The organism is Pseudomonas sp. FW300-N2A2 (assembly GCF_017351735.1).
Classification (GTDB): domain Bacteria; phylum Pseudomonadota; class Gammaproteobacteria; order Pseudomonadales; family Pseudomonadaceae; genus Aquipseudomonas; species Aquipseudomonas migulae.
This window is the reverse complement of record NZ_JACNDU010000017.1, coordinates 67,533-81,798: the sequence shown is the minus strand read 5'-3', so window position 1 is coordinate 81,798 and position 14,266 is coordinate 67,533. Positions and strand designations below refer to the sequence as shown.

The 14,266-nt window shown below is 62.4% G+C and carries 13 protein-coding genes; 5 read left to right on the top strand and 8 right to left on the bottom strand.

Annotation, left to right across the window (positions count from 1 at the left end; all coding sequences use genetic code 11):
* The first annotated feature begins 185 nt into the window (after positions 1–185).
* Genes J4E42_RS20030 through J4E42_RS20020 form a run of 3 tightly spaced genes read left to right on the top strand, consistent with a single transcriptional unit; the run spans position 186 to position 3,718 of the window.
* Complete coding sequence (locus J4E42_RS20030) at positions 186–1,541, top strand: NAD(P)/FAD-dependent oxidoreductase (protein ID WP_207285989.1); 1,356 nt, start codon at positions 186–188, stop codon at positions 1,539–1,541.
* Complete coding sequence (locus tag J4E42_RS20025; RefSeq protein ID WP_008040458.1) at positions 1,538–2,653, top strand: FAD-binding oxidoreductase; 1,116 nt, start codon at positions 1,538–1,540, stop codon at positions 2,651–2,653. The genes J4E42_RS20030 and J4E42_RS20025 overlap by 4 nt, the downstream gene beginning before the upstream one ends.
* 18 nt (positions 2,654–2,671) lie before the next feature.
* On the top strand, positions 2,672–3,718 hold the full coding sequence (locus J4E42_RS20020; protein WP_008029601.1) for an ABC transporter substrate-binding protein: 1,047 nt from the start codon (positions 2,672–2,674) through the stop codon (positions 3,716–3,718).
* A 162-nt stretch (positions 3,719–3,880) separates the two neighbouring features.
* Here the strand turns inward: J4E42_RS20020 and J4E42_RS20015 are convergent, their stop codons facing one another.
* The 7 genes from J4E42_RS20015 to J4E42_RS19985 all read right to left on the bottom strand — a co-directional run bounded on the left by J4E42_RS20015 (position 3,881) and on the right by J4E42_RS19985 (position 10,277).
* Complete coding sequence (locus tag J4E42_RS20015) at positions 3,881–4,855, bottom strand: spore coat U domain-containing protein (protein ID WP_207285988.1); 975 nt, start codon at positions 4,853–4,855, stop codon at positions 3,881–3,883.
* Complete coding sequence (locus J4E42_RS20010; protein ID WP_207285987.1) at positions 4,852–7,212, bottom strand: fimbria/pilus outer membrane usher protein; 2,361 nt, start codon at positions 7,210–7,212, stop codon at positions 4,852–4,854. Before J4E42_RS20010 ends, J4E42_RS20015 begins: the two co-directional genes overlap by 4 nt.
* Positions 7,213–7,265: 53 nt before the next feature.
* Positions 7,266–8,054 carry a molecular chaperone gene (locus tag J4E42_RS20005; RefSeq protein ID WP_008040464.1) on the bottom strand — a complete coding sequence of 263 codons (789 nt, stop codon included), beginning with the start codon at positions 8,052–8,054 and terminating at the stop codon, positions 7,266–7,268.
* 44 nt (positions 8,055–8,098) lie between these two features.
* Positions 8,099–8,599: a spore coat U domain-containing protein gene (locus J4E42_RS20000; protein ID WP_032832536.1), complete on the bottom strand. Its 501-nt coding sequence runs from the start codon at positions 8,597–8,599 to the stop codon at positions 8,099–8,101.
* A 4-nt stretch (positions 8,600–8,603) separates the two neighbouring features.
* Positions 8,604–9,137, bottom strand: coding sequence for a spore coat U domain-containing protein (locus J4E42_RS19995; protein ID WP_008040468.1), 534 nt, complete (start codon positions 9,135–9,137; stop codon positions 8,604–8,606).
* A gap of 20 nt (positions 9,138–9,157) precedes the next feature.
* The gene (locus J4E42_RS19990; RefSeq protein ID WP_008029609.1) at positions 9,158–9,682 is read right to left on the bottom strand and encodes a spore coat U domain-containing protein; all 525 of its coding nucleotides are present in this window, start codon (positions 9,680–9,682) and stop codon (positions 9,158–9,160) included.
* Positions 9,683–9,788: 106 nt separating this feature from the next.
* Positions 9,789–10,277, bottom strand: coding sequence for a spore coat U domain-containing protein (locus J4E42_RS19985; protein WP_192229221.1), 489 nt, complete (start codon positions 10,275–10,277; stop codon positions 9,789–9,791).
* A gap of 316 nt (positions 10,278–10,593) precedes the next feature.
* On the opposite strand from J4E42_RS19985, the gene zapE reads away from it, so the two are divergent.
* Both zapE and J4E42_RS19975 read left to right on the top strand, forming a co-directional pair.
* Positions 10,594–11,724 (top strand): cell division protein ZapE, encoded by a 1,131-nt coding sequence (gene zapE / locus J4E42_RS19980; RefSeq protein WP_032832538.1) that lies wholly within the window; start codon positions 10,594–10,596, stop codon positions 11,722–11,724.
* Between the two features lie 233 nt (positions 11,725–11,957).
* Positions 11,958–13,259 carry a protein kinase gene (locus J4E42_RS19975; RefSeq protein WP_008040475.1) on the top strand — a complete coding sequence of 434 codons (1,302 nt, stop codon included), beginning with the start codon at positions 11,958–11,960 and terminating at the stop codon, positions 13,257–13,259.
* A 108-nt stretch (positions 13,260–13,367) separates the two neighbouring features.
* On the opposite strand, the gene J4E42_RS19970 is transcribed toward J4E42_RS19975, so the two are convergent.
* The gene (locus tag J4E42_RS19970; protein WP_008029612.1) at positions 13,368–14,072 is read right to left on the bottom strand and encodes a YebC/PmpR family DNA-binding transcriptional regulator; all 705 of its coding nucleotides are present in this window, start codon (positions 14,070–14,072) and stop codon (positions 13,368–13,370) included.
* Positions 14,073–14,266: the final 194 nt, after the last annotated feature.

Below are 14,266 nucleotides of genomic sequence, written 5' to 3'. Positions count from 1 at the left end.
GGATGTGAGGCCGCCATCGCCGGCAAGCCGGCTCCTACAGAGGATCTGCGTCGGGCACAAAATTCGCGACCAACCCCAATCAACTGTAGGAGCCGGCTTGCTGGCGATGGCGGTGTATCAGCCGACATCGATGTTGGATTTGAGGGCCTCATCGCCGGCAAGCCGGCTCCTACAGGGGGGTGGGTATGAAGTCGGTGGTTGTTGTGGGTGCCGGGCCGGCCGGGATTCGTGCGGCGCAGACGCTGGTGGCGCATGGTGTGCGCCCGGTTTTGCTGGACGAAGCCGCGCGCGGTGGCGGGCAGATTTATCGACGGCAGCCGGCGAACTTCAAGCGCTCGGCGGTCAAGCTGTATGGCTTCGAAGCGCGCAAGGCGAAGGCCTTGCACCAGACGATTGATGAGTTGCGCGAGCAGCTCGATTACCGTCCTGAAACCCTGGTGTGGAACGCCGAGGCCGGCGCGCTCGACACCTTGCACGAGCAGCGCGCCGCACGCTTGGAGTTCTCTCGGGTGATTGTCGCCACGGGCGCCACCGACCGGGTTTTGCCGGTGCAAGGCTGGACGCTGCCGGGCGTCTACAGCCTCGGCGCTGCGCAGATCGCCCTGAAATTCCAGGGCTGCGCCATCGGTGAGCGCGTGGTGTTCGCCGGCAGTGGACCGTTGCTGTATCTGGTGGCGTATCAATACGCCAAGGCCGGCGCGAACGTGGTCGCGGTGCTCGACAGCTCGCCGTTCAGCGCCCAGGCCCGCGCCCTGCCCGATCTGTTGGCGCAACCGGCCACATTGGCCAAAGGCATTTATTACCGTAGCTGGCTGACCGCTCACGGCATCCCGGTGCATCAGGGTGCAACCTTGAAACGCGTCGATGGCGAACACCGTGTGCAGTCGCTGCGTTGGGCCAACTCAAACGGTGAACATCAACTGGACTGCGACGCCGTGGCATTCGCCCATGGCCTGCGCAGTGAAACCCAACTCGCCGACTTGCTCGGCTGCGCATTCGCCTGGAACCCGCTCAACCGCGCCTGGCTGCCGCAGCGTGACAGCGCCGGTCGCAGCAGTGTCGCCGAGGTTTATCTGGCCGGCGACGGCGCCGGCATCATGGGCGCCGACGCGGCGGAAATGGCCGGCGAGCGGGCCGCCCTCGCCTTGCTCGAAGACATGGGTCACGTGGTTGCGCCCAAGCGTGGCGTGCAACTGGAGCAGGCACTTGAACGAATCGATAGCTTTCGCCAAGGCCTGGAACGCGCCTTCGTGTTTCCACAAAACTGGGCGGCCGACACGCCGGACGACGTGATGGTCTGCCGCTGCGAAGAAGTGCGCGCCGGTGACATCCGCGACGTCGTGCGCGAGGGCCATTGGGAAATCAACCGGGTCAAGGCCCATTGCCGGGTCGGCATGGGCCGCTGTCAGGGGCGCATGTGTGGCGCTGCCGCCGCAGAAATCATTGCCTGCGCCAGTCAGCGAAACGTCTCTGACATCGGCCGCCTGCGGGCGCAGGCACCGATCAAACCGTTGCCGTTTGGTCTGGAGGTCGAGCCATGATCGAGGTCGATGCAGTGATCATTGGCGGCGGCATTGTCGGTGCCTCCGCCGCGCTCTTCCTGAGCAAGGCCGGTCGTCGCGTGGCGCTACTGGAGCGCGACTTTTGCGGTTCGCACTCCAGCGGCGTGAACTACGGCGGCGTGCGGCGTCAGGGCCGACCGTTGTCGCAACTGCCGCTGTCGCAACAGGCTCACGAGATCTGGGGGCAGCTGCCGCAGTTGATCGGCATCGACGGTGAGTACCAGCGCAGCGGCCACTTGAAACTGGCGCGCAGCCTCAACGACCTGCGTGCATTGCAGGACTATGCCGCCAGCAGTCAGGGGTTCGGCCTCGATTTGCAGGTGCTTGATCGCCGTGAATTACGCGCGCGTTTTCCGTGGGTCGGCGACGTCGCGGTCGGCGCTTCGTTTTGCCCGGATGACGGCCACGCCAACCCACGACTGGTTTCACCCGCATTTGCCCGGGCCGCACAGCGCCACGGCGCGCAAGTCCACGAACAATGCGCGGTGAGCGCCGTGGAGCATGACGGTCAGCGCTTTCGGGTCAGCACGCAAAACGGTTTAGAGCTGCACTCCCCTTGGCTGCTGAACTGCGCTGGCGCATGGGCCGGCAGCCTTGCCGCGCAGTTCGACGAAGCGGTGCCGATGCACGCCGGGCACCCGGCGATGTTGGTCACCGAACCCTTGCCATGGGTGATGGATGCCAGCACCGGCGTCGAGGGCGGCGGTATTTATGCGCGTCAGGTCGCGCGCGGCAATTGCGTGTTGGGCGGCGGCCAGGGGTTTGCCCTCGACGGCGCGCGCGCCCGCCCCGGTCAACACGCGGTGATCGAAATCCTGCGCCAAGCCGTAGAGCTTTATCCGTTTCTTGAAGGCGCCCAGGCGATTCGTACCTGGAGCGGCACCGAAGGTTACTTGCCCGATCGCCAACCGGTGATCGGTCACAGTGGCACTCAACCCGGTCTGTTGCACGCGTTCGGCTTTGCCGGCGCAGGTTTCCAGATCGGTCCAGCGGTGGGCCAGGCGCTCACCGAGATCATCTGCAGCGGCGCCTCAACCACGTCGCTGGATGCGTTTTCCATCACCCGGTTTCACTCCATCTCCGTTGCTTGATAGAGGAAGGTCGCGCCAATGAATAACGTCAAACGCACTGCACTGCTCGGACTTTCATGCCTGAGCGCCCTGCTCACGGTCACCCAGGCCCAGGCCGAACCGACGCTTTACCTCGGCATGAACGGCGGGACCATGGAACGGCTCTACGCCGACAAGGTGCTGCCGGTTTTCGAGAAGGCTAACAACGTCAAAGTGGTGATCGTGCCCGGCACGTCCGCCGATATTCTGGCCAAGGTCCAGGCCAGCAAAGGCAACCCGCAAATGCACGTGATGTTCCTCGACGACGGCATCATGTACCGCGCCATCGCCATGGGCCTGTGCGACAAACTCGAAGACAGCCCGACCCTGGCGCAGATTCCGGCCAAGGGTCGTATCAAGGACCAGGCCGTGGCAGTCAGCCTCGGTGTCACGGGGCTGGCGTACAACACGCGGTTGTTCAAGGAAAAAGGCTGGGCGACACCGACCTCGTGGATGGACATGGCCGACCCGCGCTTCAAGGACAAACTGGTGTTCCAGTCGATGGCTTCTTCGACCTTTGGCCTGCACGGTTTCCTGATGTTCAACCGGATTCAGGGCGGCAGCGAAACCGACGTCGAGCCGGGCTTCAAGGCATGGCCGAACACCGTCGGGCGCAACGTGCTGGAATACATTCCGAGCTCGGCGAAGATTTCCGAAATGCTCCAGACCGACGAAGCGGCACTATTCCCGCTGACACCAACCCAGGTCACCGCGCTGAAACTCAAAGGCATGCCGGTCGAATATGCGCAACCGAAGGAAGGCGCAGTGGTGCTCAACGTTGCCGAATGCGCCATCGCCAACAATACCCAACCGGAACTGGCGCAGAAACTCGCCGCGTTTCTGCTGACCCCCGAGGCGCAAGCCGCTGCACTTGAAGATGGCGATCAGATCCCGTCCAACCCGAACACCCCGACCACGGACAAGACACGGGGCCAGGTCGAGGCGATGAAGCAGTATCTGACGACGGCGATTGCCATCGACTGGGACCAGGTCAACGAACAACGCCCGGCGTGGAATGCGCGGTGGAATCGTAGTATCGAGCGGTAGTTCACTGATCGTTCAAACATCGTAAATCCCCTGTGGGAGCGGCGGTGCGACGATTCGACTTGCTCGCGAAAGCGGAGTATCAGTCACATCTATACCGTCTGACACACCGCTTTCGCGAGCAAGCCCGCTCCCACAGGTTCTGCGTTTGGTCAAAGGCAATTGTTAAAACCCCACATCCAGAATCACACTGTCCTGATACGTGCCCGCCGGCGGTGTGGTCTGGTCGGTGTAGATTTTCGCGTTGTAATTGAAGATCTGGCTCCCGGAGCCCAAACCGTTACCGGGATTGACCTCGGCATCGGAGCTGGCCCGGCGAGCACTGCCGACACTGCCCCAGCGGGTGGTGCCGGCGCTTTTGAAGATGTCATACGCCAGGTAATTACCGCCGAAAGCCATCCGTCGTCGCCCGCCAACACTGGCTGCCTGCAGACCGTCGCCCAGGCCTACGGTGTAAGCGCTGCCCTTGGTGCAGGCGAGGCTGATGGTCTGGCCGGTAACCGGCGCAAAGGCACTGACGACCGGCGCGCTGCCGAAACTGATGTTCGGGGCGGTGATGGTGCAGTCATTGGCGACCGTCAGGGTGACGGTCATGCTGGTGGTGCCGCTGCTGATATCGCGCCCCAGGCAAACACTGCCGGCGCCAATGCCGGAGCAATAATTCCAGCTCCAGGCAATGCTCAGGGTCTCGGTATAGATACCCGCCGCCACGTTACTGCCCGTGATTGTCCCCAGATAAATCGGTGCGGTTTTCGGCACCACGCTGCCCAGTAGCCCCAGCGCATCAATGATCCCGTTGCGCGCGAAGTCGAAGGGCGTGCCACGTTCGATCGGGTAACTGGTGGTGTTGTTGGCATACAGCGTGTAACCGATGACGTCTCCGGTCGGCCCGAGCAGTCCGGTTTGAGTCGAGGTAATCGTGGCGTAGAAATGGTCATTGTTGGTCAGCAACGAGACCAATGAGCCGGTGCAACTCAAACCGGCGTTGAGGCTTGAACTGTTCTGCACGGCGGTACGCAGCGCAATCGAGCTCACCGAACCGAATGCCACCGCCGTGGCAGGGACCACCACCGAACACAACGCCCATGCCGAGCCTGGCAACCAGATCGCCAGCAGCACCAGCCATTTCACGGCACTCATTGACACACCAACGGCCCGATCAGCGGAATCTGATCCTGATTCATGTCCACCGCGAACTGGACGCGGCAGGCTTTCCCGTCGGCCAGCGTCACCTGCAATGTGTTCTGCGCCTGTAGATTTTCCAGGTACACCAGACCGTCCCATCCGACCACTGTTTGCGTGCCGCTCTGCTCATGCACGACACCACTGCCCAGAGACAGCTCTCGCTGCTGCGCATCCACCAGGACGATGCTCGCGGCGATCACCCGGCTCAATGGAAACGTCAGCAAATAACCGCTGCCACGGCGCACGGCAATCCGCTGTTCGACGTTCGGGCTGCGCACGTTGGCCGGCAGGTTCAGTGGATCGATCTCGTACTTGCCGCGGTAATAGGCGCTGCTCCACGGCACCAGCAGGTGGCCATTGCGATCAGTCTGGCCGACCTGCTGGTTTTCGTAGCGCACCGGAATGTCGGCGTAGCCATCGGTGCTGACCACCACAAAGGCATCGTCGATGCGGTTGGCGGCGAACACCTGGCGGTCCATCCACACCAGCGATCCGCTGGCATCGGCCCAACGGGTTTCGGCGTCGCTGTTGCCGTACACACCGGCCTGCAATTGCACCGACTGCAAGCGCCAGGTCAGGTCGGCCTGACGATAGGCCGGACCGTCGCCGTGGGCGTAACCGAGGTTGAACCCCACACCGCCTTCAGTCGGCACGGCGCGACTGTAATTGACCCGCTGCTGGCTCTGCCCGGTCTTGCTGCGTTCACTGCTGAGCGCGAGGCTGCCGCGCAAGTCGAACGGGATCACCAGTTGCGCCTGCACCGCCCAGTTGCTGTCGCCGATTTCGCGGTTGGCCGACAGGTAGAAACTGCTGTTGTGCCATAGCGGCTTACTCCAGGTCAGGTTGAGCAAACGGGTGCGAGAATCATCCGCCGCGCGCACGTCGAAATACCCGACGCCAAGGCTGCCCCAGGTATTGAGATTCAGGCTCAGGGTCGCCTGTTCGCTGCGTTTGCTGAGGGTGGTGAAAGGACTGTCGACCACGGTCAGATCGGCGTATTGGTCGCGACGTTGCAGGCGTTGATAAGAGAAGCTGTAGCGCTGGCTGCTGTATTGATAACCCAGGCTCAGTTGTTGACCGCTGTCGCCATCGAACCGGCTCTGGCTGAGTGCGGTATTGAGCACGCCGAAATTGCCCAGGCGCAGGTTGCCACCGACACCGCCGAGGGTCAGTGAGTCCGACGCTTCGGCGTGGCTTTCCAGGGTGAAGTTGTCGCTCAGGCCGTAGCGCAGACTGCCCGATGAGACACCGGGACCGTAACCGAAATCGCTGATGCCGTAATCGCGGCGCAAGGTACCGGCCGCCACGGAAAAGTCGCTCAGGCCCTTTTGCAGCAAACTGCTGGTGACATAAAACGGCACGGTGGTCGAGACCTGCCGACCGAGGGCATCGGTGGTGACCACCACGGCTTCGCCGGCGCCGTTGATGAACGGAATATTGGTCAGCGTGTAGGGGCCGGGTTGCAGGTCGGCGCTGCTGGATTTGTAGCCGTTGATGAACAGGTCGACCGAGGATGGCACTGCCGCTTCCCCGGCAAACTGCGGCAACGGATAAGTCACCAGGTCCGGGCGCACGCCGAAATCCCGCGACAGCTGCACCCCGCCCAGGCGCACCGAACTGCTCCAGGGCAATGCGCCGCTGACCAGGTCACCGGCCTCGTAGGTCAGCAATCGCTCGTCATCGGAGTAGCGCCAGGTGGTGTCGTAACGCAGGTAGCCATTGTTCAGCGTACTGACCGAATCGCCGGACAACGTGCGCCGGTATTGCCCGGTGTTGGACAGCGTGCCCCAGCTGTCGAACAGTCGCACTTCGTTCCAGGCCGCGAGGTAAGTGCCGGCATCATCGGTGTCGTTGAGGTACAGGTCGTAGTTGAACAAGGCACCGAAACTGCTCAGGGCCGGAGTGCGCGGGTAGGCGTCGCGATTGCCGACGAATTGCTCCGGCAACCAGCTGGGCGGTACGTCGAGCAGCAGGCGCTGACCGGCGCTGTCGTACTCGCTGTGCAGGCCCGACAGGCTGTCGAGGTCGACTTCGGCGCCGAGGGTGTCCGGCAGTTTCATACCGGTGTCACGCAACGCGTTGGCCGACAGGAAAAACCGCCCGTTGCGTTGTTCCACCGCCACGACGTGTCCGGTATTCATCTGATTGACCACCAATTCCAGAAACAACTGCGCATCAGCCACGGCCTCCATGCTGCCGGGTGGCGGCGGCAAATCACCGGCCAGGGACGGGTGAGCAAACGCCAGGCAACCCACACAGCTCATGGCGCAGATCAACGGACGCTGGAAACTGCGGGCCCGATGCGGGCTCATTACCGCTTTACGTCCGTCGATGGACCCTGCCTCCCTTTCCCGTCAGTTGCAGATCAGCGCGCGGGCGTAATGCTTTGTACCTGCGGCGAACCATTCACCCGCACCTGCAACGCCGGGTCTTGCGCCATCGGACCGGGCGCCGGCCAGCGCATGATCGCGCCCGGCAGCACATAACCGAGCAGGCCTTCCACCAGAGGTTTTGTCTGGCCTCCCTGCTTCAGCGCAACGTCCGTCAACCGCGCATGCACCGCCCCCTGATTGCGCACCTCCACATAAGGGCGACCGTCCACCGCCACCGTGCGCCAGCTCAAATCCGGCAGCCCCGCGCCTTTGGGATCACGCTTGCGACTGGTGTCTTCCTTGCTCCACAACCCCGCGCCGTAAGCAAACAACGGCACCGAATAACGCATCTGGAACCGAATGGCCGCCGCCGTCTTGCCACTTTCGCCGGAGGGCGGGGTGGCCGAAGGGATTTCATCGATGATGATGCGATAAGCCAGTTCCTGCCCCGGTGGGATCTCCCGGGTACGGGTCAGGCGCACCAGTTGTTTCTGGCCCGGTTCGATTTTCGCCACCGGCGGGCTGCCGATCACGTCGCGCTGGTTCTGGTATTGGTCGTTGAAACCGCTTTGGCTCCAGGCGAACACCCGGATCTGCAAATTCGCAGTCTCGTTGCCTCGGTTTTCCAGCCACAAGGCACTGGCCTGCTGATCGGCCTCCAGCACGGGATCGATCGGCCAGATCAGCACCGAACTGGCCGCCTGCACCTTGACCGCCCCCAACAGCAGCATCGCCAACACTGCCTGACGCACAACAGAATGCCGCCGCGCGGGTAAATCCATTTGCCTACTCCTTGTGCCTGTCAGGCCCGATCAAAAACGCCGCGTTACCACGACAGCTGCACTTGCAGCACATCGCTGTAGGTCCCCCCAGGCTGATTGCCCGGTAACAGCACCTGACCGTAAATCGGCAGGCGGATGTTGTTTGCGTCCGTGTACGCCACCGCGACGCTCTGGCCGATCCCCAGGCTTTGGCTGTAAGCCGCGTCGCGAAACAGCTGGTACGAAACGCGGTTGCTGCCGGTGGTCAGCTGCAGGTGTCGCCCGCTGCTGTTGTACTGGCCGCCATCGACGGTCATGTTCATGGTCACGCCCGGTGTGCATTGCAGCTGTACATCCCCCGTCAGGGCCACTTGCACCGTGCCGGTGGCCAGCGCCGATTGGCTGCCGTAATTCAGGCTGCCGTAGTTCGAGACCCCGCCGACCACCAGGCAACCCGCAGTGACCGTGGCGCTGACCAGGAAACTCTGGCTGGTCACCGCTGCCAGCGGCAACGGCACACCGGCCGCGCACAACAGCGCCATCGCTGCCCATCCATGGCGGTTCATCGCCCTAGAACGTCAGTTCGACGGAAATCGTGTCGCTGTAAGTACCGGCCGGCAGCCCGGCCTTGCCCTTCGCCTGACCGTAGATGTTCACGGTCTGCGCCACGCCGGTGCTGGGATCAAGGTTGATCACCCCGTCAATGGCTAAAAGCTGCGAGTGCCCGGAATCGGTGTACAAGTCGTACGGCACGTAGTTGGCGACACCGTCGTACAGCGCGCGAGAACCGCCCGCCGACAGTCCGTCATGGGCACCGGCACGCACCTTGACCGTTGGCGTGGTGCCGCTGGAGCAAAGGATCGACAGCGCCACACCACCGCCCATGACTTGTGCATCTTTCGTGGTGAACAGGCTGTTGTCGGTGCCGAAGTTCAAGGCACCAAAGTTCAGCCCGCTGGAGCCACCCGCACCATTTACCTGACAGCTGCTGATCAGAATCAGGCTGGCAGAGATCTGGCCGGTGACCGTGGTGGCCGCCTGCGCGCCGGACACCAGCGTCAGGCCAAGCAGTGACAAAACTATCCTTGATACGAGCATGCGCATGGTGTCCGTCCTCTACGGGTTTACCAATCGAGCGTCACGGTCAGGGTGTCGGTATAGACCCCGGCCGGTATCGCGCGGGTATTCGCCACCACCGAGCCAAACACCGGAATCGGTATCTGGGCCCCGCTGGTGACGGCGAAGTTGTGTTGTTGGCCGATGCTGTAGCTCTGGCTTCCGGATGCATCGAGGAACAATTGATAAGGCAGGGTCTGGCTGCCGTTGCTCAGGCGCCGGGTGGTGCCGTCACCATGGGTGCCGCCATCGATGGTGACGGTGAAGCCGGTGACCGAAGGGGTGCAGGCGACGTTCAACCTGCCGCGACCGTCAGCACCGAGGCGGGCTTTGATCGGGTTGGTCCAGGTCGGGCCTTGCTGGCCGAAATCCAGCGTGCCGAAATCACTGACCGGGCTGCCGCCATTGGTCACTTCACAACCGGCGATGATGGTCAGTCGCGCATGGATCTGCCCGCTGATCGCCGCCTGCGCGCCCCCCGTCAGCAATACCCCTGCACCCACGGCCATCAATATCCAGAGTTTGCTTGTCATAACGCCAATCCCAATTCCATCAGGACTCCAGAACCCAGGCGCACAACGAGGAGCGCCCCCTTCCCTGCGCCAGCCGAATCCATTGGCGGCAGTTACACAGTTGCCGCTACCAGGTGACGGTCACTTTCAACAGGTCGGAATAGCGACTGACCCGGGGAATTTCCGCCAGCGGTTCGATGCGTGCATACAACGGTAAATCGACTGAACCGGTATCCGGCACACGGCCGCTCACCGGGACGTCCACCGCCAGCGGGATCAACCGCGCGGGGTCCTGATAGAGCCGATAGGGAATGGGTTTGCTGCCGGCGGAACCGGCCATGTAGCGCGTGTCACCGACGCCACCGTGCAGGCCGCCGTCGACCCGGAGTTGATAAGGGGTGTCGGGATTGCATTCGAGACGGGGCAGGCGCTCGTTCATCAGCGCCGCCGCCAATGGCCCGGCGGGGTCATCCAAGCGCGCGGTATTGCCGAAGTCCAGCACCCCCAGTTGCTCGATGCCCGCTGTGCGTTGCTGGCCAACCACCTGACAACCGCGCAGCACGTCGACACGCACGTGCACCTGTAGTTCTGCGGCCGACACTTGCGCACTGAGCATCACGCCCAAGACTGCACATGCAATGATTCCATTCACGGCCGATTCCTTGTGGGGGGGCTTCTAAAAATGCAGGTTAGCAACGCCCCGAGGATTTTCCAGTGGCCCGAAAAAAATTGGATCCGCCGAAGGAATGAGCTTTTATGTCGAATTGCTGGCAAAACCCCACAACCCCTACGCCCTACAAGCTGTACACACCGCACAATTCTGTCCAATTACACCCCACGCCCGTCGACACAACTGGAAGCAAATTTCCCCATTTGGTTACACTAGGCCGCCGCAGCTCGGGGAGCCTGCCTGACGATTACGGGGTGACACAGTGGCCGTTCGACCGCCCAACCGTTCGCGATTCACACCACGCTGGCCCGCGCTGCGCCGTCTCTTCGGCAAGGCATCGACCACCTCCGCCGCTCATTCAGCGATGGGGCGCGTGGTCCACGACTATTTCCGGCACAAGGCCCACGCACAGGGTTACACCCTCAGCCACAGCCAGCAGCGCGTGGTCGACTGCATGGCGCAGCACGCCGCGGCACTGCTCGGCACTTCGGCGAAAACGCTGCCGGGCCTGTATCTGTACGGCGCCGTGGGGCGTGGCAAGAGCTGGTTGCTCGACGGCTTTTTCCAGGCGCTGCCGATCGCGGAAAAACAGCGCCTGCACTTCCACGAGTTTTTCGCTCGACTGCACCAAGGCATGTTCAGTCATCGCGATCACCCGGATGCGCTGGCGACGACGCTCGACGACTTGCTGAACGATTGCCGGGTGCTGTGTTTCGACGAGTTTCACGTCCACGACATCGGCGACGCGATGCTCATCGCGCGGCTGTTCAAGGCTCTGTTTCGCCGAGGCATTCTGCTGCTGGTGACCTCCAATTACCCGCCTGAGGGCTTGCTGCCAAACCCGCTCTACCACGCGCGCTTCAAACCGGTGATCGACCTGATCAATGCGCGCATGCAAGTCATGGAAGTCGGCGGCCCGCACGACTATCGCAGTCAGGCGAGAACCCACGCCCAGCAGTTGTTTACCCAGGGTCACTACGTCTGGCCGGCTACGCTGGCGCAACGTCAGGCACTGAACCTGCCCGAGCCCGATGCGCCGTCCATTCCTTTGCCCGTCGGCAACCGGCATCTCCCAGCCCGATATTGCGCAGGACGCACCATCGGTTTCACCTTCGGCGATCTGTGCGACCACCCAACGGCGGTCATGGATTACCTGGAGCTGTGCCGACGTTTCGACCACTGGATCATCGACAAACTGCCCAACCTCGCCGACTGCTCGATTGCCGCGCAGCAGCGTTTCATCAATCTGGTGGACGTTCTGTACGACCAGGACAAGCACCTGATCCTGCTCGGCCACCGCTCGTTGCGCGAAAGCCTGGGCGGCGATGCCATCGACCTGGCGCGCACCCGCAGTCGATTGGGACAGTTGATGGAAGTCAGAGAACCGGCCTGAAAACCGGATTGGCGGTGCAGCATCTATCGCTTTCGTCGGATCGCCGCCATCGCGAGCAGGCTCGCTCCCACAGTTGACCGCGTACATCCAGATAACTTGGTCTAATGTGGGAGTGAGCCGGCTCCGGGCGGCGTTCCGACGATGGCGGTCTGACAGCCACCCGGGTTTTACCGCTATCATGTCGCCCTTCATCGGGCCTCGCGCCCTACCTTCGATCAATGGCGAATCTGATCATGGATACCCTTGCCCAACTGCGCGCCGGCCTGCTGGCTGGCACCACTCGCCTGGACCTGGCCGCCGACCTGACGGAGTTCCCCCGGGAAATCCTCGACCTGGCGGATTCGCTGGAGGTGCTCAACCTCAGTGGCAACGCGTTGCGCAGCCTGCCGGACGACTTTCATCGCCTGACCCGTTTGCGCGTGTTGTTCTGCGACCGCAACCAGTTCAGCGAACTGCCCGCCTGCCTCGGCCAGTGCCCGGCACTGACCATGGTCGGTTTCAAGGCCAACCGCATCGAAACCGTACCGGGCGCCGCGCTGCCGCCGTTGTTGCGCTGGTTGATCCTGACCGACAACCGCATCAGCGAATTGCCGACCGAACTGGGCGAACGCCCGTATCTGCAAAAACTGATGCTGGCCGGTAACCGCCTGCGGTGCTTGCCCCAGAGCCTGAGCAATTGCCATCGCCTCGAGCTGACCCGCATCGCCGCCAACCAGTTGACCGAGTTGCCCTCCTGGTTGCTGACCCTGCCGAGCCTGACCTGGCTGGCCTATGCCGGCAATCCGCTGGAAACCGAAGCCGATGCCGCCGCGCTCGATGCCACGCCGACGATTCCCTGGTCTCAGTTGAGCCTTGAACAGAAGCTGGGCGAAGGCGCTTCCGGCGTCATTCATCAGGCGTTGTGGAAGCAGGCAACGCCGGTCGCGGTCAAACTCTACAAGGGCGAAATGACCAGCGATGGCTCGCCGCTGCATGAAATGAACGCCTGCATCACCGCCGGCCTTCACCCTAACCTGATCCGGGTCGAAGGACGGATTGTCGAGCATCCGCAGGCCCAGGCCGGGTTGGTCATGGAGTTGATCGACCCGAGCTATCGCAACCTCGCCGGGTTGCCGAGCCTGGAATCCTGTAGCCGCGATGTCTACGCCAGCGATACCCGGTTCAGCGCCGACGTGGCCTTGCGAATCGCCTGTGGCATCGCGTCGGTGGCCGAGCATCTGCACCGCCAGGGCATCACCCACGGCGACCTCTATGGCCACAATATTCTATGGAACGAGCACGGCGATTGCCTGTTGGGGGACTTTGGCGCAGCGTCTTTCCACGCGACCGAGGACAGCCTTGAAACCCGTGCATTGCAGCGGATCGAGGTGCGCGCGTTTGGCGTTCTGTTGGGGGAGTTGCTGGAGCGGATCGACTCGGGGTTGAGTGATCAGGCGCGTGTGAAGCTGGAGGATTTGCAGCAGCGTTGCTGTCAGCCGAAAGTGCTGGCGCGGCCGGGGTTCAGCGAGATTGTGCGGGAATTGAACAATCGGTGACCGCTGCGCGGTCAATCGCTAGCAGGCTAGCTCCCACAATTGACCGGTGTTCACAATCCAGTGTGGGAGCTAGCCTGCTAGCGAAGGCGGTATCACTGAAGAAGCAAATTACCCAGCCAGACCGACAAACATGTCCTGCACATCATCGTGGTTGTCGAGGCCTTCCAGGAACGCTTCAACCTCAGCCATCTGCTCGTCGCTCAGGCCGCTGACCGGGTTCTTCGGCTTGTAGCCCAACTTCGCCGACAACACGGTGAAACCCTGCTCAGGCAAGGCTTTCTGCACCGAATCCAGATCGGTCGCTTCGGTGATGAACAGAGTAGCGCCGTCATCGGCAGGTTCAAAATCCTGCGCGCCGGCTTCGATAGCGGCCATTTCCGGATCGGCATCCGGGCTGTCCGGGGACGCCTCGATCATGCCCACATGGTCAAAGTCCCACGCAACGGAACCGGAGGCGCCGAGCTGGCCCTTGCGGAACGCGACGCGGATTTCAGCGACGGTGCGGTTGATGTTGTCGGTCACGCATTCAACGATCAGCGGCACCTGGTGCGGCGCGAACCCTTCGTAAGTCACGCGATGGTATTGCACGGTTTCGCCGAGCTGGCCGGAGCCCTTCTTGATCGCACGTTCCAGGGTTTCGCGGGGCATCGACGCCTTTTTTGCCTGTTCGACCACCAGACGCAGGTGTGCGTTGGTGGCGGTATCGGCACCGTTACGCGCAGCAATGGTGATTTCTTTCACCAGTTTGCCGAAGATCTTGCCCTTGGCGTTGGCTGCCGCTTCTTTGTGTTTAACCTTCCACTGTGCGCCCATTACTCACTCTCTTATCTATGGCGCCGAGACATCTATTGGCCGACGCTTTGCGCAAGTTTATACGGCCTAAAGTTGGCAATCGACCAAAAAATCCATCCTGTCGAATCGACTTCTTCACCGCTGGTTGTAGGGCGATTCTGAAACGTCGATTTGCGGTGACCATAAAGGGCCACGGTTTCGTACCCTCTGTACCC